Source organism: Stenotrophomonas sp. 2694 (genome assembly GCF_040548715.1).
Taxonomy (GTDB): domain Bacteria; phylum Pseudomonadota; class Gammaproteobacteria; order Xanthomonadales; family Xanthomonadaceae; genus Stenotrophomonas; species Stenotrophomonas indicatrix.
The window spans coordinates 26,563-43,473 of record NZ_JBEPSG010000006.1; the positions used below are offsets into that span (position 1 = coordinate 26,563).

13 protein-coding genes and 1 riboswitch are annotated in these 16,911 nt (G+C 66.8%); of the genes, 8 read left to right on the forward strand and 5 right to left on the reverse strand.

Features of this window, described 5'->3' with window-relative positions; translation table 11 throughout:
• Nucleotides 1-285 precede the first annotated feature (285 nt).
• Nucleotides 286-1,497 (forward strand): methionine adenosyltransferase, encoded by a 1,212-nt coding sequence (gene metK / locus ABIA73_RS09510; RefSeq protein WP_025876533.1) that lies wholly within the window; start codon nt 286-288, stop codon nt 1,495-1,497.
• Between the two features lie 148 nt (nt 1,498-1,645).
• A complete protein-coding gene (locus tag ABIA73_RS09515; RefSeq protein ID WP_025876535.1) occupies nt 1,646-2,152 on the forward strand; it encodes an acyl-CoA thioesterase in 507 nt (168 codons plus the stop codon).
• A 146-nt stretch (nt 2,153-2,298) separates the two neighbouring features.
• On the opposite strand, the gene ppc is transcribed toward ABIA73_RS09515, so the two are convergent.
• Complete coding sequence (gene ppc, locus ABIA73_RS09520) at nt 2,299-5,010, reverse strand: phosphoenolpyruvate carboxylase (RefSeq protein ID WP_059066033.1); 2,712 nt, start codon at nt 5,008-5,010, stop codon at nt 2,299-2,301.
• A gap of 172 nt (nt 5,011-5,182) precedes the next feature.
• Nucleotides 5,183-7,699, reverse strand: coding sequence for a S9 family peptidase (locus ABIA73_RS09525; protein WP_354275706.1), 2,517 nt, complete (start codon nt 7,697-7,699; stop codon nt 5,183-5,185).
• A gap of 123 nt (nt 7,700-7,822) precedes the next feature.
• Nucleotides 7,823-7,904, forward strand: a riboswitch (S-adenosyl-L-homocysteine riboswitch).
• A gap of 36 nt (nt 7,905-7,940) precedes the next feature.
• Here ABIA73_RS09525 and ahcY point away from each other — a divergent pair.
• From ahcY to ABIA73_RS09540, 3 genes are all read left to right on the forward strand, one after another.
• Entirely contained in the window at nt 7,941-9,386 is a 1,446-nt protein-coding gene (gene ahcY, locus ABIA73_RS09530) for an adenosylhomocysteinase (RefSeq protein WP_025876541.1), read from the forward strand.
• 302 nt (nt 9,387-9,688) lie between these two features.
• Nucleotides 9,689-10,474 carry a lysozyme inhibitor LprI family protein gene (locus ABIA73_RS09535; protein WP_354275707.1) on the forward strand — a complete coding sequence of 262 codons (786 nt, stop codon included), beginning with the start codon at nt 9,689-9,691 and terminating at the stop codon, nt 10,472-10,474.
• A 50-nt stretch (nt 10,475-10,524) separates the two neighbouring features.
• Entirely contained in the window at nt 10,525-11,880 is a 1,356-nt protein-coding gene (locus ABIA73_RS09540) for a peptidoglycan-binding domain-containing protein (protein WP_238582240.1), read from the forward strand.
• Between the two features lie 71 nt (nt 11,881-11,951).
• Here the strand turns inward: ABIA73_RS09540 and ABIA73_RS09545 are convergent, their stop codons facing one another.
• Entirely contained in the window at nt 11,952-12,806 is an 855-nt protein-coding gene (locus ABIA73_RS09545; protein WP_354275708.1) for a hypothetical protein, read from the reverse strand.
• A gap of 92 nt (nt 12,807-12,898) precedes the next feature.
• Here ABIA73_RS09545 and ybaK point away from each other — a divergent pair, with 92 nt between their 5' ends.
• Both ybaK and ABIA73_RS09555 read left to right on the forward strand, forming a co-directional pair.
• A complete protein-coding gene (gene ybaK / locus ABIA73_RS09550; protein ID WP_154879384.1) occupies nt 12,899-13,372 on the forward strand; it encodes a Cys-tRNA(Pro) deacylase in 474 nt (157 codons plus the stop codon).
• The gene (locus tag ABIA73_RS09555; protein WP_313282570.1) at nt 13,372-13,866 is read left to right on the forward strand and encodes a hypothetical protein; all 495 of its coding nucleotides are present in this window, start codon (nt 13,372-13,374) and stop codon (nt 13,864-13,866) included. Before ybaK ends, ABIA73_RS09555 begins: the two co-directional genes overlap by 1 nt.
• Nucleotides 13,867-13,958: 92 nt before the next feature.
• Here the strand turns inward: ABIA73_RS09555 and ABIA73_RS09560 are convergent, their stop codons facing one another.
• Both ABIA73_RS09560 and ABIA73_RS09565 read right to left on the reverse strand, forming a co-directional pair.
• On the reverse strand, nt 13,959-14,588 hold the full coding sequence (locus ABIA73_RS09560) for an energy transducer TonB (RefSeq protein ID WP_158684100.1): 630 nt from the start codon (nt 14,586-14,588) through the stop codon (nt 13,959-13,961).
• Between the two features lie 98 nt (nt 14,589-14,686).
• On the reverse strand, nt 14,687-15,244 hold the full coding sequence (locus ABIA73_RS09565; protein WP_025876554.1) for a DUF3228 family protein: 558 nt from the start codon (nt 15,242-15,244) through the stop codon (nt 14,687-14,689).
• A gap of 136 nt (nt 15,245-15,380) precedes the next feature.
• Here ABIA73_RS09565 and ABIA73_RS09570 point away from each other — a divergent pair, with 136 nt between their 5' ends.
• Nucleotides 15,381-16,904: an amidohydrolase family protein gene (locus ABIA73_RS09570; RefSeq protein WP_025876556.1), complete on the forward strand. Its 1,524-nt coding sequence runs from the start codon at nt 15,381-15,383 to the stop codon at nt 16,902-16,904.
• Nucleotides 16,905-16,911: the final 7 nt, after the last annotated feature.

Genomic DNA, 16,911 nt, shown 5'->3' on the forward strand with positions numbered 1-16,911 from the left:
GTTGGCCGAGAGCCTGCGCCCGGCAGGCGGCAGCCAGATGGCGGTTTGGCGGCAGAATGATGACGGCGCCTGGGCAGGCCCAACGGGTGCCGGCGGGGGCGGCAATGGTCACGCCAGTGGAACACTGCCTGTGCACGATGCCGCCGCAATGCCCGCCAAGCCTTGCCCTGCCGGGCACAACACCTTAACCACCGGCAACCCATACAGGTTCACAATGCACAGGCGGCGCACCCCGTGTATCATTCGCGCCCATCTTTCCATCCGAATCAAAGGATATTAAGCCTGATGTCCAGCTACCTCTTCACCTCCGAGTCGGTCTCTGAAGGCCATCCGGACAAGGTTGCCGACCAGATCTCCGATGCGGTGCTGGACGCGATCCTGACCCAGGACCAGCGCGCCCGCGTGGCCTGCGAGACCATGGTCAAGACCGGCGTTGCCATCGTTGCCGGCGAAATCACCACCAGCGCCTGGATCGACCTGGAAGCGCTGACCCGCAAGGTCATCGTGGACATCGGCTATGACAGCTCCGACGTCGGCTTCGACGGCGCCACCTGCGGCGTGCTGAACCTGATCGGCAAGCAGTCCCCGCACATCGCCCAGGGCGTTGACCGCAAGAAGCCGGAAGAAATGGGCGCTGGCGACCAGGGCCTGATGTTCGGCTATGCCACCAACGAAACCGACAGCTACATGCCGGCGGCGATCCACCTGTCGCACCGCCTGGTCGAGCAGCAGGCCAAGATCCGCAAGAAGCGCAACTCGCCGCTGTCCTGGCTGCGTCCGGACGCCAAGAGCCAAGTCACCCTGCGCTATGAAAACGGCGTGGTCTCGGCCATCGACGCGGTGGTCCTGTCGACCCAGCACGCCCCGGGCATCAAGCAGAAGGACCTCATCGAGGCCGTCCGCGAAGAGATCATCAAGCCGGTGCTGCCGGCCAAGTGGCTGCACAAGGGCACCAAGTTCCACATCAACCCGACCGGCAAGTTCGAGATCGGCGGCCCGGTGGGCGACTGCGGCCTGACCGGCCGCAAGATCATCGTCGACACCTACGGCGGCTGGGCTCGTCACGGTGGTGGCGCGTTCTCCGGCAAGGATCCGTCCAAGGTCGATCGTTCGGCCGCCTACGCTGCCCGCTACGTCGCCAAGAACGTGGTTGCCGCCGGCCTGGCCGACCGTTGCGAAGTGCAGGTCTCCTACGCCATCGGCGTGGCTGAGCCGACCTCGATCTCGGTCACCACCTTCGGCACCGGCAAGATCAGCGACGACAAGATCGAGAAGCTGATCCGCAAGCATTTCGACCTGCGCCCGTACGGCATCATCAAGATGCTGGACCTGATCCACCCGATGTACCAGCAGACCGCGGCCTATGGCCACTTCGGCCGCAAGCCGAAGGAGTTCAGCTACATCAACGGCGAAGGCGAGACCGTCAACGCCACGGCCTTCTCCTGGGAGAAGACCGATCGCGCCGCCGCCCTGCGCGCCGATGCGAAGCTGAAGTAAGAAACACGAAGGGCCGCGCAAGCGGCCCTTCTGCTTTCGGTAGTGCCGGCCGCTGGCCGGCAACCATGCATCGGTTTGCGCACATCATGAGGGTGCCGGCCGCTGGCCGGCAGATGGTAGTGCCGGTGGTTGCCGATACAATCGCCCCATGTCGACCGAACTCAAATCCCACCAGCTGTCCATGACCGTGCTGATGTCGCCGGAAATGGCCAATTTCTCCGGCAAGGTCCACGGTGGCGCGATCCTGCGCCTGCTCGACCAGGTCGCCTATGCCTGCGCCAGCCGCTATGCCGGCCGCTACGTGGTCACCCTGTCGGTGGACCAGGTGGTGTTCCGCCAGCCGATCGCGGTGGGCGAACTGGTCACCTTCCTGGCCTCGGTGAACTACACCGGTACCTCGTCGATGGAAATCGGCGTCAAGGTGGTGGCCGAGGACATCCTCAAGCGCAGCGTGCGCCACGCCAACAGCTGCTTCTTCACCATGGTGGCGGTGGACGAGGACGGCCGGCCGACGCCGGTTCCATCGCTGCAGCCGGCCAGTTCGGATGAAAAGCGCCGGCAGGCCGCAGCGCTGATCCGCCGCCAGCTTCGGCAGGAAATGGAGCAGCGGCATCTGGAACTGCTGGCGTCCAATCCGCCGTCACCGGAAGAATGAAAGCGGGCCGACCGGGCTCGGCACCTGGCAAACCGGTAGTGCCGGCCGCTGGCCGGCAACTGCAGTAGCCTGCCTGCTGCGAGGTTGCCGGCCAGCGGCCGGCACTACCATTGCGAATTCGCCGGGCCATGCCCGGCGGATGCGCATCACCCCGTGTTCTGCACGCCCTGCGAGACACCATTCACGCAGGCCACCAGCGCACGCAGCAGGTCGTCGTCCTCGCGTCCGCTTTCGCGCCAGCGCTGCAGCAGGTCCACCTGCAGCACGCTGATCGGGTCCACATAGGGATTGCGCAGGCGGATCGACAGCGCCAGCCGCGCGTCGTGGTCCAGCAGGGTCTGCTGCTCCATCAGCGCCAGCAGCCAGTGCCGGGTCAGCTCCAGTTCGCGCTCGACCTGCGGGAAGAACGCATCGTGCAGCTCGCCGGACAGGCGCGAGAACTGTTCGGCGATGGTGATATCCCCCTTGGACAGCACCATCGCGATGTCATCCAGGAACGTGCGGAAGAACGGCCAGTCCCGCGCCATTTCACGCAACGTGGCTTCATGGCCGGCGTCGGCGGCCGCCTGCAGGCCGCTGCCGACCCCATACCAGCCCGGAATCACCGCGCGCGCCTGGCTCCAGGCGAACACCCACGGAATCGCGCGCAGGTTGGTCAAGGCCGCATCCTGGCCGAGCCGGCGCGACGGCCGCGATCCCAGCGTCATCCGTTCAATCACATCGATCGGCGTGGCGGTACGGAAGTAGTCCATGAAACGCGGTTGGCCGACGAACGCCCGATAGACCTCGCTGCTGGAACCGGCGACCACGTCCATCACCGGCCGCCAATCATCCTCACGCGGTTCGGCGGCACGCGGGCGCAGGCTGGCGCGCAGCACCGCACCGGTGGCCTGCTCCAGCGAACGCAATGCCAGCGCGCGGATGCCGTACTTGCGGTGGATCACCTCGCCCTGCTCGGTCACCCGCAGGCGACCATCGATGCTGCCGCGTGGCGAGGCATCGACCGCGTGCGTGGTCTTGCCACCACCGCGGCTGATCGAGCCACCGCGGCCATGGAAGAAGGTCAGGCGCAGGCCCGCTTCGGCGGCCACCTCCAGCAGCTCCACCTGTGCGCGCTGCAGGCCCCAGCGTGATGCGGCAATGCCACCATCCTTGCTGCTGTCCGAATAGCCGAGCATCACCATCTGCACGTCCTCCCGTGCACGCAGGTGCGCGCGGTACACCGGATCGGCCAGCAGATCGCGCAGCGTCGCGGTGCCGCGCTTGAGGTCGTCCACGGTTTCGAACAGCGGCGCGATATCCAGCGGCACGTGGCCGGCGTCATCGACCAGGCCGCCACGCCGTGCCAGGGCCAGCACCGCCAGCACATCGCCACGGTCGTGCGCCATCGAGATGATGTAGCTGCCCAGCGCGTCGCCACCATGCCGCGCACGAGCATCGGCCAAGGCCGCGAACACTGCATCCAAGCGCTGGTTGCCCTCATCATCGCCAACAGGCAATGGTGTTTCACCACTGGCATGCGGTGCCAGCAGGCGTGCGCGACCCGCTGTATCCAATGCGTCCCATGCCGCATCGCCCCCCAGCACTGCCGCCAGCGCGCGCGCATGCACGCTCGATTCCTGGCGCACATCCAGCCTCGCCAGATGGAAACCGAAGGTCTTCACCCGCCACAACAGGCGCTGCACCGCGAAGCCGCCGGCATGTTCGCCCCGGTTCGCGCGCAGGCTGTCGAGGATCAGCTGCAGGTCGTCGATCAGCTCGTCCGGGCCGGCATAGGCGCCGTCGGCATCATCCAGCGTGGCCTGCAGGCGTGCGCGCATGCGATCGTTGAGCAACCGATACGGCATGTCGGCATGTCGTGGCCGCGACTGCACCTGCGGCAGCAACTGCTGGTAATGCGCGACACGCGCCTGCAGGGCATCGCTCACCCCCACCCGCTCGGTGGATTGGCTGAGCAGGCTGGCCAGCTGCAGCAGTTCCTTCTGATAGCGGCCCAGCACGGCAACGCGCTGTGCATCCAGCGTATTGCGGATGGTGTGCGCATCCACATTGGGATTGCCGTCCATGTCGCCGCCCACCCACGTGCCGAAACGCAGCAGGCGCGGCAGCGGCAGTTCCGCGCCATAGGTATCGCGCAGTGCCTGTTGCAGCGATTCGTACAGCACCGGGATCACCCGGTACAGCACCTGCACCAGATAGAAGCCGACGTGCTCGCGTTCGTCGTCCACGGTCGGGCGCACAGGCGAGGAATCGGTGGTCTGCCACGAGGCGGTCAACGCCATGCGGAAGCGTGCAGCGTCTGCGGCCGCTTCACCCGGCGTGCGCTGGCCGTCGAGGTTGTCGACCAGGCTGGCCACCATCAGCTGCTCTTTCTCCAGCAGCGCGCGGCGCACCGCTTCGGTCGGGTGCGCGGTGAACACCGGCTCGATATCGATGCGTGGCAGCCACTGCGCCAGTTCATCCAGGCCAACGCCCTGCGCCTTCAGGTGCTGCAGGGCATCCTGCAGGCCATCGGGTTGCGGTGCGGCCGCAACGGCGCGCTGGTAGTCGCGGCGGCGGCGGATGCGATGCACGCGCTCGGCGATGTTGACCACCTGGAAGTAGGTGCTGAACGCGCGCACCATGGTCTCGGCCTGCTGCGGTTCACGCCCGGCCAGGCCGTCGGCCAGCTCGGACAGCGGCGCCTGGTTCTCGCGGCGGGCAATGGCACGCGTGCGCACGTCCTCGACGTCATCGAGAAAGGCGGCCGATACCTGCTCGACCAGCAGGTCACCGACCAGTGCACCCAGACGGCGCACGTCGTCACGCAAGGGAAGATCAGGGGAAGCGAATTCGATACTGCTGCGGTACTCGTTCATCGGCGACGCACAGGCCTCGGTCAACGGATCCAGACCCCAAGCCTAAACCAGAACGCGTGCCGTGCTGCGCTGCAGAAATGGTTTCATCTGGTAGTGCCGGCCGCTGGCCGGCAACCTCACGTTGCGCAGGTCCATGAGGTTGCCGGCCAGCGGCCGGCACTACCAGCACTGGTCAGCGCGTCTTCTTGGCCTTGACCTGCTGCACCGGGCCGAGGTTCTGCTCCAGCCAGCGCTCGCTTTCAGCCAGCATCGTCATGATCGATTCGCGTGCGCGGTAGGCATGCGACTCGTTCGGCAGCATCACCAGGCGGGCGGTACCGCCCAGCCCCTTCACTGCGGCAAACATGCGTTCGCTCTGCATCGGGAAGGTGCCCGAGTTGTTGTCGTCCACGCCGTGGATGAAGAGGATCGGATCCTTGATCCTGTCGGCGTAATTGAACGGCGCCATCTTCTGGTACACGTCCTGCGCCTGCCAGTAGTTGCGCTCTTCGGCCTGGAAACCAAACGGGGTGAGCGTGCGGTTGTAGGCGCCGCTGCGCGCGATACCGGCCTTGAACAGGCGGGTGTGCGCGAGCAGGTTGGCGGTCATGAACGCACCGTAGGAGTGGCCACCGATGGCGATGTGCTCGCGGTCGGTCACGCCACGCCGCACCACCTCGTCCACTGCGGCCTGCGCATTGGCCACCAGCTGTTCGATGTAGGTGTCGTTGGGTTCCTTGTCGCCTTCGCCGATGATCGGCATCGACGGGCTGGCCAGCACCACATAGCCCTTGGCCAGGAACGCCTGCGGGCCCCAGTAGCTGATGGCGTTGAAGCGGTACGGCGAATCGGTCACCTGGCTGGCGGCCGCCGCGCTCTTGAACTCACCCGGGTAGGCCCACATCAGCAGCGGCCGCGGACCATCGCGCTTGGGGTCGTAGCCCGGCGGCAGCAGCAGGGTCGCGGTCAGGTCCACGCCGTCCTTGCGCTTGTAGCGGATCTGCGCCTTCTGCACGCCCTTCAGCTGCGGCAGCGGATGGGCGAAATGGGTCAGCGCACGCGGTGCGGCGTTGGTGTCGGTCAGCGACTGCACGTAGAAGTTGGTCGGCTCGTCCGGGCTCTCGCGGCTGATCAGCAGCGAACTGGCCTGCGCATCCAGCAGCGTTACCGGCGCGGCGTAGGTCGGTGCCTGCGAATGGAACAGGCGGGTTGCCTTGCCGCTGGCCACGTCGAAGCGATCAACGAACGGACGGTCGCCTTCCGGCGATGCACCGGCACCGGCCAGGTACAGGCTGCCGCCATCAGCGGTGGTCTGCAGCAGCGAGCGGCCGCGGTCATCACTGGCCATCAGCGGGCGGCCCGGATCGGCGTAGCGGTCCTGCGCGTCGCGATCCCACAGCAGCCTGGCATCGGCGCTGGCGTTGTCCGGTGCGATCAGCCAGGTCTTGCTGCGGCGGGTCTTCCACCACGATTCGTTGAGCAGGGCCAGGTCGCCGCGGCCCCAGCTGATGCCGGCATAGCGGCTGCCGAGCTGGGCCAGGGTCACCGGCGGCGTGTCGAACGGTGCGGCCTGCATGAACACCGCATCGCGCACCTTGGCTTCCCGGTTCGGGTCGCCACCATCCTGCGCTTCGGCCCAGACCAGGGTGGCATCGGCATCGCCGCGCCAGCTGATGTCACGCACGCCGGTCACTTCGGCATCGTTGCCGGTCGGCAGGCCTTCCACCAGCGGCCGTACGGCCACGGTATGCACCAGCTTGCCGGTGCTGCGGTCGAGCACTTCGATGCGGCGCGGGAAGCTGCTCAGCGGCACCACGTAGGAGTACGGACGCTGCACCGGCTGGCTGAGCACGAAGCGGCCGTCGGGCGACACCGCAAAACCCATGAAGATGCCGGCCGCACCGATGGCACGGCTCTGCCCGTCCAGGCCCACTTCCATCGGTTGGGTGGTGGCGTAGTAATCGAACTGGCGCGCGTCGGCCTCGTTCTTCAGCAGGTCCTGGTAGGTGCGGATGGACACCACGCCACCGCCCTGGCCGGTCTGCTGCACGGCCGGGCCGGTCGGGATGCCATCTGCAGCCGGGGCGGCGCCAAGGTTGGCCGGGCGGGTGAACACCACCAGGCCACGGCTGTCCGGCAACCACTGGTAGCCACTGCCCAGAACGGTGTTCAGGCCGGCGACCAGGCGACGGGCGCTGCCGCCAGCCACGTCCACCAGCCACAGCTCATTGGCCCCGGTAGCGGCATCGACCTGGTTGAAGGCCAGCCACTTCTGGTCCGGCGACCACGTCAGGCTGGCGATCGACAGCGAGGCCGGCAACCCGCTGATCTGCCGCTCCTTGCCGTCGGCCACATTCATCAGCCACAGCTTCTGGCCGAAGCTGAAGCGGCTGTCGGAAAAGGTTTTCGGATTGATGCGCAAACCCGCGAGCTTCAGCTCCGGCTGTGCCACCACCTGGATCGACGGCAGCGACGGCATCTGCATCAGCGCGGCGACATCCCGGCGCGGCGACAGGAACAGCGACGGCGCCCGCGGCGCGTCGACCACGGCCTGCAGTGCGGCCGAGGGCAGCTCGTAACCGGCCACGCCCTGCGCCTGCGCCGCGGCCGTCTGCGGTGCCGCAGCCCAGGCCTGCGGGACCACCGCCAGCAGGGCCATCGACAGGACCAGGCCAGTCAAGCGCCGGTTGCGGCGTGCGTGCGTGCTCATCATTGTTCCACCTGTTCGCTGCGTGAAGCCCTCGACCTTAACAGGCCATGCACCTCCGCCCATCTGCCGATGGTTGGGTCATCGCCGTGTCACAGCGGAGGCGCGATATAATGGGCATCCTCCCCTGCCGAGGGGCGCTGCGACCGGATCCCTGAGACCGGCCAGGCTCGGCCAGGTGGCTTTGCAACAACGGCGCCCGGCCAGATGCGAGCATCCGCTCGCCCACAACCGGAGCTACTGCATGAATGCTGTTGCCAAGACCTTCTCCACTGAAGGCGACTACAAGATCCGCGACATCACCCTGGCCGACTGGGGCCGCAAGGAACTGGACATCGCCGAGCACGAAATGCCGGGCCTGATGTCCATCCGCCGCAAGTACCAGGCCGAGCTGCCGCTGAAGGGCGTGCGCGTGACCGGCTCGCTGCACATGACCATCCAGACCGCGGTGCTGATCGAGACCCTGAAGGACATCGGCGCCGACGTGCGCTGGGCTTCGTGCAACATCTTCTCGACCCAGGACCACGCCGCTGCGGCGATCGCCGCCACCGGCACCCCCGTGTTCGCCTGGAAGGGCGAGTCGCTGGAAGAGTACTGGGACTGCACCCTGGACGCGCTGACCTTCACCCTGCCCGACGGCACCCTGACCGGCCCGGAGCTGGTGGTCGACGACGGCGGTGACGTGACCCTGCTGATCCACAAGGGCTACGAGCTCGAGAACGGCAGCACCTGGGTCGACGAAAAGGCTGCTTCGCACGAAGAGCAGGTCATCAAGAACCTGCTCAAGCGCGTGGCCAAGGAGCGCCCGGGTTACTGGGGCCGCGTGGTCAAGGACTGGAAGGGCGTTTCGGAAGAAACCACCACCGGCGTGCACCGCCTGTACCAGCTGGCCCAGGCCGGCACCCTGCTGATCCCGGCGATCAACGTCAACGACTCGGTCACCAAGAGCAAGTTCGACAACCTGTACGGCTGCCGCGAGTCGCTGGCCGATGGCCTCAAGCGCGCGATGGACGTGATGCTGGCCGGCAAGGTCGCCGTGGTCTGCGGCTACGGTGACGTCGGCAAGGGCTGCGCCGCGTCGCTGCGTGCCTACGGCGCGCGCGTGGTGGTCACCGAGATCGATCCGATCTGCGCCCTGCAGGCGGCGATGGAAGGCTTCGAGGTCAACACCATCGAATCCACCCTGGGCCGTGCCGACCTGTACGTCACCACCACCGGCAACAAGGACATCATCCGCATCGAGCACCTGAGCGCGATGAAGGACCAGGCCATCGTCTGCAACATCGGCCACTTCGACAACGAGATCCAGGTCGATGCGCTGGTCGCCTTCCCGGGCGTGAAGCACGTCAACATCAAGCCGCAGGTGGACAAGTACATCTTCCCCAACGGCAATGCGATCTTCCTGCTGGCCGAAGGCCGCCTGGTCAACCTGGGCTGCGCCACCGGCCACCCGAGCTTCGTGATGTCCAACTCGTTCGCCAACCAGACCCTGGCCCAGATCGACCTGTGGGCCAACAAGGGCACCTACGAGAACAAGGTGTACCTGCTGCCGAAGAAGCTGGACGAAGAAGTGGCCCGCCTGCACCTGGAAAAGATCGGCGTGAAGCTGACCACCCTGAGCCAGGAACAGGCCGACTACATCGGCGTGCCGGTGGAAGGTCCGTTCAAGCCGGATCATTACCGCTACTGATGCCGTGCGCGGGGTCGGATCCCTTTCCGCAGGAAAGGGCGCTGACCCCAGCAACGGATGCACACGGACGGGCGCCTTCGGGCGCCCGTTCTGCATCCGGGCACCCGCCGCCGCGTTCCGCGCGCCCTGTCACAGAGCCCTAAGCAGTCGCTTGCTACGCTCTGTTCCCGCCAACGGCCCCGGCGCGGGATGTTGCAATGCCCAGCCCGCCGCGCGGCCGCCACGGCACCCCCGTTCCATGGTTCGCCCCATGCCTGCCGCCCGCAGGCCATGCGCCAGGACGCAGACATCAAAGGATAGACATGCAGCGCAGCAGTGAACGTATGACCCGGGCCATCAAGCCCCTCATGACCCTGTGCTGGGTGGCCCTGCTGGCCGCCTGCACCCCGCCCTCCGGTGAAGCCCAGGCCACGACGCCTGCAGCCGCCACCGAACAGGCCAACACCGACGGCAAGGTGGCCAGCGCCCCGGCAGCGGCCGCCGGCAGCACCGCCTGCGCCAATCCGGCATCGCCGGTGCAGACCCTGATCTGCAACGACCCCGCCCTGTTGAAGCAGGAAGGCGAGCTGGCCAAGGCCGAAGCCGCCGCAAGCCAAACCCTCGATGCCGCCGGCAAGGCCAAGCTGCAGGCCGAGCAGCAGCGCTGGATCCAGCACACGCGCGACCTGTGCAGCGACGCGCACTGCCTGCAACAGGTATCTGCCGACCGCCTCAAGGTACTGTCGGCCACGCGCGACGGTCTGGTCGACCAGGACGCCTGCGAAGTGCCCGACGGCCAGCAGCAGTGCGTGGACATGCTGGTGCTGCGCGACCCCAACAGCCAGCTGGCGACCTTCAACACGCTGCTGGGTGAAAACGGCCAAAAAGGCAGCCTGCTGGGCTGCACGGCGGCAACCAACATCGGCGCCGGCCACAACGCCCTGCTGGCGGCCAACTGCACCCTGGAAACAGCCAGCGGCAAGCGCAACGTGCAGCTGTGCAGCAACCAGATGGTCGGCCAGTTTGCCATCGAACCGGCACCGGCTGCCTACGGCACCGAGGCCACCCGCCAGCTGCTCGGCTTCACCCAGCAGCACTGCGCCGGCTGACATCAGCCGGGCGGGCACGGCTCCCTTTTCCTCATTGAAGGACGATGACCATGGCAACGGATTCCACTCTCACCCGCGAACAGCTGTCCACGCTGTTCCTCAACACCGAACTGGGCGGCAACACCCGCCACCTGGACCATTTCTCATACGCCCAGGAGGGCACCAGCGCCTACTCGTTCGGTCTGGTGCAGTTCGACGTCGGCGGCAACCCCCAGGCCAGGCGCTTCCTGCGCGACAACGGCTTCACCAACGGTGACATCGAACTGCTGTCCCAGCACGGGGGGCTGAGCACACAGCAGCTGGCCGCGCTCGACGCCAAGCTGCAGGCCATTCCGCAGGCCAACATCGACCAGCTCACCAACGCCAAGCTGGACAGCGCCATCGAGCGCGTCGACGAGGCCATCGCCAAGGTGCGTGCGACCAACCCGGCCGCCGCCGATGCCATCGTGGCAAACCCGGAACTGCAGCTGGCCATGGCCGACTATGACAACCAGTTCGGCAGCATGGGCCCGCAGTTCATCAGCTATCTGGCCGGCAACGCGGAGAAGCTGCAGGGCGGTACCGTCCAGGCCGGCGATCCACCAAGCCGGGCCGACGTGCAGACCTTCGTCGATGCGACCAAATTCGGCATCCAGTCGCCTGCGGCCGTGACCAGCCGCGATCAACGCTTCGACACGGCCATGACCCAGCTGGGCATCACCCCAACCCATGCCCCCTCGCACGGCTCGCCCAGCACACCCGGTGCGTCGGCTGGCAGTGGCGTGCTGGTGAACGGCGCAAAGGGCGATGAGGTGCAGGCCATGCAGCAGAAGCTGGCCGACCTCGGCTACACGGGCAAGAACGGTGCACCGCTGGTGGCCGACGGTCACTTTGGCCCGGGCACCCTGCAGGCGGTCCAGCAGTTCCAGCGCGATCATCAGCTGACGGTGGACGGCAAAGCCGGCAGCGGCACCTTGGGTGCGCTGGAGGCGGCAAGCCAGCAGCATCAGCAGGCCGAATCAGCAGCACCGAGCATGGCCACGCCCGGGCACGCCGACAATCCGCGCTACCAGCAGGTCGTGGAAAAGCTGGAAACGTTGGAACAGCAGCGCAGCCAAGGTGGACTATCGCCGCTGTTCCATGACCGCGGCCAGCTGGAGAATGCCGCTGGACAGGTTGCCTACGAGTCCAAGCTTGTCGGCATGTCACAGGTGGACACCGTGGTGGCGCGCCCCGACGGCCAGGGTGTATTCGCGGTGCAGGGCCAGCTGGGCGATCCTGCCGCGCATCGCACCTACATCGACCTTGCGCAGGCGGTCAGCCAGGATCTGCCATCCAGCACTCGCCAGAGCGAAGCGTTGAACACCGAACAGACACAACGACAGGCGCAGGAACAGGCACAGGCACAGCAGCCGCTGTCGCGCTGATCTGCGATGGATCGGATCCACGCACAGCGTGGATCCTGTCGTCCGGTTCGGTATCCACGCGCGGCGTGGCTCTACTGCATGCGCTGGCGGTCGTCGCCGAGGGCGAGGCGGCACTGTTCGCGGAACGCGAGCTGCCACGCGGGCAGATCAAAGCGCTCGCGCTCCTGGAATGACACCGTCTCGGCGGCCATCACGTAACAGCGGTTGTGCGACAACCGTAGTGCCGCCTCCCTATCGCCGATCTGCCAACACCGATCGATGCAGGCCTGCATCAACGCATAGTCCGGGTTGTTCCTGGCACCGCCAAAGGCGAAGCCCATCTGCTGCGCCATCGCCACCACCGGATCCGCACCAGCATGCGCCGATTTCAGGATGCGCAGCACACCGGCTTCGGGCACGCCAAAGGCCCAGTTGGCCAGCACGGCCGAGCGCGCCGCGCGCACCGCCAGCTCGGCATTGCGCAACCGCATGTGCTGGCCAGCGAGCATGGCCCAGCCCTTCTGCAGGTCTGGAAAAGCCGCAGTTGCGGCGTCGAGCAGTGGGATCGCAGCGGCGGGCTCGCCTGCGGCTACATGTCCCTGCGCCAACTCGACAAGCCGCAGAGGCGAGTCTGCGTCGTCCACATCATGCGCGCGCGGATCCCACTCGTCGTCATCCCACGCATCCTCGTCCAGCGCGCGATTGATGCCCAACCAGTGCACGAACACGTCCAGCGAAGAATGGCTGTAGACCATCCTGCCCTCGTCATGGAACATCTCGCAGACCAGCGGCAATGCGCCTTCGCGCCCCAATGGCCAGTACAGCCCGAAGCAATCGCCGTTGCCCAACGCGCCTTCGGCGATCGGCAGAAAACCCTGCGGTGGATACGGGCCCGCTGCCACTTCGGTGTCAAAGGTCAGGTCGTGGAGGTGAGCGGGTGCGCGCATGCTGGAGCCTGGGAAAGCCGACGTGCAGTATCGCAGGGTGCGGCAATAGCCTCGGTCAAGGCAATGCCCGGGCGGAGCGCTACGATACGCCCATGACCCCGGCCATCAACCTGCTCAAGCGCGAGAAGATCGCCCATACCGTGCACAGCTACGTGCACGATGCCCATGCCGAATCCTATGGCGGCGAAGCCGTCGAAAAGCTGGGCCTGGACCCGGCACAGGTATTCAAGACCCTGCTGGCCAGCACCGAAACGCACGAACTGCTCGTTGCCATCGTGCCGGTGGCCGGCCAGCTTGATCTGAAAGCACTGGCCGAGGCGGCCGGCTGCAAGAAGTGCGAGATGGCCGCCGTCGATGCCGCGCAGCGCGCAACCGGCTATCTGGTCGGCGGCATCAGTCCGCTCGGGCAGAAGAAGCGCCTGCGCACCTTCCTCGATACCAGCGCGCAGGTGCTGCCCACGCTGCATGTCAGCGCCGGCCGCCGCGGCCTGGAAGTGGAACTGGCCCCGGCCGACCTGCTGCACCTGACCGGCGGCCTCTACGCCGCGATCGGCAGGCCCCGTTGATGCGCTGGCCCTGGTCCACATCGCCGCCACCGCGGCTGGACGACCCGCAGGCCGATGTGCTGCTGCGGGACCTGCTGTCGCGCGATGCCAGTCGTATCCATGCCGCCAGCAGCAGCCTGGCGCGGTTGTTCAGCGCTACGACGCTGGATGCGCTGGCGCCGCAGACCGAGCGGATCGAGCAGGCCTGCCAGGGCGTGCAGCTTGGCGGTGCGCTGGTCAGCAACGATGTGCACCTGCAAGCGGCACTGCGCCGCCTGCGTTATTGGCGTGAGCGCAAAGGCTGCCTGTGCGCGCTGTATCCGGATTACCTGTTCTTCGACCCACGCCGGCTCATCGAGCAGGGGCATGTGCGGCTGCTGGAACAGGGCGTGGCCGAGGATGGCTGGGGCGACCGCCATCGGGTGGCCTGCACCTGCTGCGGCCAGCACTGGGATGCCACCGACCGTGAGTACCACTACCCGTGGTGGGAGTGGACCTTGCTCGCCCTTGATTGAAGCCACGCGTGGCGTGGCTCTACTGCGAAGGCGGATCCACGCCAAGCCTGGTTGTGCCGGCTCCCGCTACGAAAGCCAGGAGAGCACATCCTTCATTCGTTGAGAGCAAAGGTCACCGGCACGTCCATCACACTCATGGCGGGCAACGCGGGCTGTTGCGCGTCGCGTTGCATGGCCCACGAGCGGAGCCCCTTGGCCGCTGCCGCGTCCAGCACCGCGTGACCACTGGACACGCGTACCACGGCCGCGACAATCCTGCCGTCCCCGTTCACCAGCGCCTTCAGCTGCACTTTGCCCTGCAACCCGTCACGTACAGCCGCAGAGGGGTACTCGGGGAATTCACGCCTCCAGTTGCCGCTGGCCGCAGGGAACAGTGTCGCCTTGGACGACAGCGGGCAGCGCGCAGGGAATCGCAGCACCAGTGACAGCGGCTGCGCGGACGGCTGAGGTTCCGCAGCGGCCTTGCATACCGCCATCGACACCGCTTCCAGCATGCGTTGCTGGCGCACCAGCGCTTCCGCATCCGCAGCCACGACGTGCAGCGTGCAGCGCCCTTGCTGGGCACGCGCCTCCATGCTGCTGACGCCCACATCCTGGATCGATGCCGCGTTGCTCAATCCACCGCATGCGGCGTTGGCATCGTAACGCTGGGCTGAACTCTCGGCTGAACCCAGCAAGGCGCCCAGCGCCACCGCCAACGGCATCCACGTTCTGATCGTCATCGTTGCTTCCTGCTGTGATGGAAACAGCATCGTATCCCGCGGTGGCCGCAGCGGATTTCACATCGCAGTGCGCTGACGCGCATCGCGATGCTGTGTTCTCACGGCCGCCAGTTGGCGTTGTTCTCCCAGAACGCCACCGCGCGCTGATAGGCTTCGCGGTCCAGCGGCACGCCCGAACCACCCTCCTCCACGCCCAGCGCATTGCGCATCATGGTGATCGGCGCCATCGGCACTTCTTCCGGCTCGGCGGTATAGATGCAGCCGACGATGCCCCAGTCCGCATCGATGGGTGAACCCTCCTTGGCCAGCTGCTCGGCGCTGTACAGGATCACCACCAGGTAATTGGCCCGTGGCGATTCCACGCCCTCGAACCAGCGCACCAGCACCGGCAGTTCCTCACGGTTGCGCGCCTCGTAGCCGCTGCGCAGCAGGTGCCGGTTGGCGTCGGTGACCGGCACGGTCAGGCAGCGCGTGCTGGTCCAGTTTTCATAGACGAACAGCTTGCAGAATGGTGCGTAGCCGTCGAGCACCTTCAGCGGCGGGTGCGCGTTGAGATGCGCCTGGAACTGCTCGGCGCTGCAGTCCTGGATGGTGTTGCCGCGCGGTACGCGCGGGAACAGGCGGGGGCGGGCGAAATCGGTGAGGACGATGGACATGGCGCGGTGTGATCGAAGAATCCGCTGCACAGGGTAACCGCCACCGGCGGTGCAAGGGGAGCAGGCCGAGAGTCACTGGCATCCGAACCGGACTTGCCCCACCCTGCCTTCGACCCACCGTAGGGATTGCAGGTTCATGGATGCAGCACGCGCGTCGTCCCCTTCCCCTCGATCACACCAACGGCCTCTGCTGAAGGCAGTAGCGGCTGTGCTTCTCGCTCCGCCCCTGCTGTTCGCTGCCGCCCTGATCTGGCCGTTGCCAGCGCCGCCGCCACCCGATGTCGGCAACAGCCGGGTGATCATCAATGCGCGGGTGGTGGACGTGCAGAACGGCGTTGCCAGCGCGCCCACCACTGTAACGGTGCGCAACGGCACCATCATCGCCATCGGCAATGGCCCCCACGACGCCACCTTGCACGTATTCGACGCCGGTGGCCGCTGGCTGCTGCCTGGCTTCTGGGACATGCATACCCACGCACTGCAGCTGTCTCCGCAACTGCAGTTCCCGTTGATGCTGGCCAACGGCATCACCGGCACCCGCGACATGATGGACTGCCCGCAGCCGACCGATCCGCTGATCGCCTGCGTCGCTGACAAGCGTCGCTGGAACGCACAGGCCATCGCTGGCACGTTGACCGCGCCGCGATTCGTGCAGGTGGCAAGCTTCTACTTCGAAGACCCTGCGCTGGCACCACAGGACGCCGTCCGTCGCGCGCGTGAGTACGCCGAGCGCGGCGTGGATGCACTGAAGGTCTACAACCGGCTGCGCCCGGATACCTACCAACGGCTGGCTGCCGAGGCGCGGCAACTGCATCGTCCACTGGTGGGCCACCTGCCCAGGGCGGTGGCGCTGGAAGAGGCACTGCAGGCCGGACAGCACAGCTTTGAACACGCGCATCTGTTCGTTCGCCACTGCTCCGGCTCCGCAGCTGCATGGCGCAGCGGGACGCTGGAAGGTGAAGACCCGACAGCCTTGGCCGAGCACTTGGTGGACAGCTATGCGCCTGCAAGGTGCAAGGCCGCCTTCGCGCTGATGCAGGCCAGCGGCAGCGCCTTCGTGCCCACTCATGTCACCCGAGAGGAGGATGCCCGCGCGCGCGATCCGGGCTTCATCGATGATCCGCGACTGGCGTACCTCGATCCGCTTTCGCGCTGGGCCTGGCGCGACGACCTGCAGGCCACGGTCACCCGCCATCCAGGCCAACGTGGCGAGCGCGCACTGCACGCCTATTTCAATCATGGCCTGGCACTGACCGGTGCTGCGCACCGCGCCGGTGTTCCGGTGTTGGTGGGCACCGACACCGGGCTTGGCGGCTTCCGCTATCACGATGAACTGCAACTGCTGCACCAGGCCGGACTCAGCCAGGCCGACGTGCTGCGCGCAGCCACGTTGCACGCCGCACAGCACCTTCGCCTGCAGGCCCGGCATGGCAGTGTCGAGGTCGGCAAAGCGGCCGACCTGGTGCTGCTGGACGGCAATCCTCTGCTGGACATCGGCAACAGCCGGCGCGTGCATGCGGTGCTGCTGGCCGGCCACCTCTACGACCGTCCAAGGCTGGATGCACTGCTGGCCTACTCCCGCGCGCAGGCACGCTCACCTGCGGTGATGGCGCGGCTGCTGTGGGGATTCGTGACCAGCCCGGTCAGCGCGGAACTGTAGGATCGGC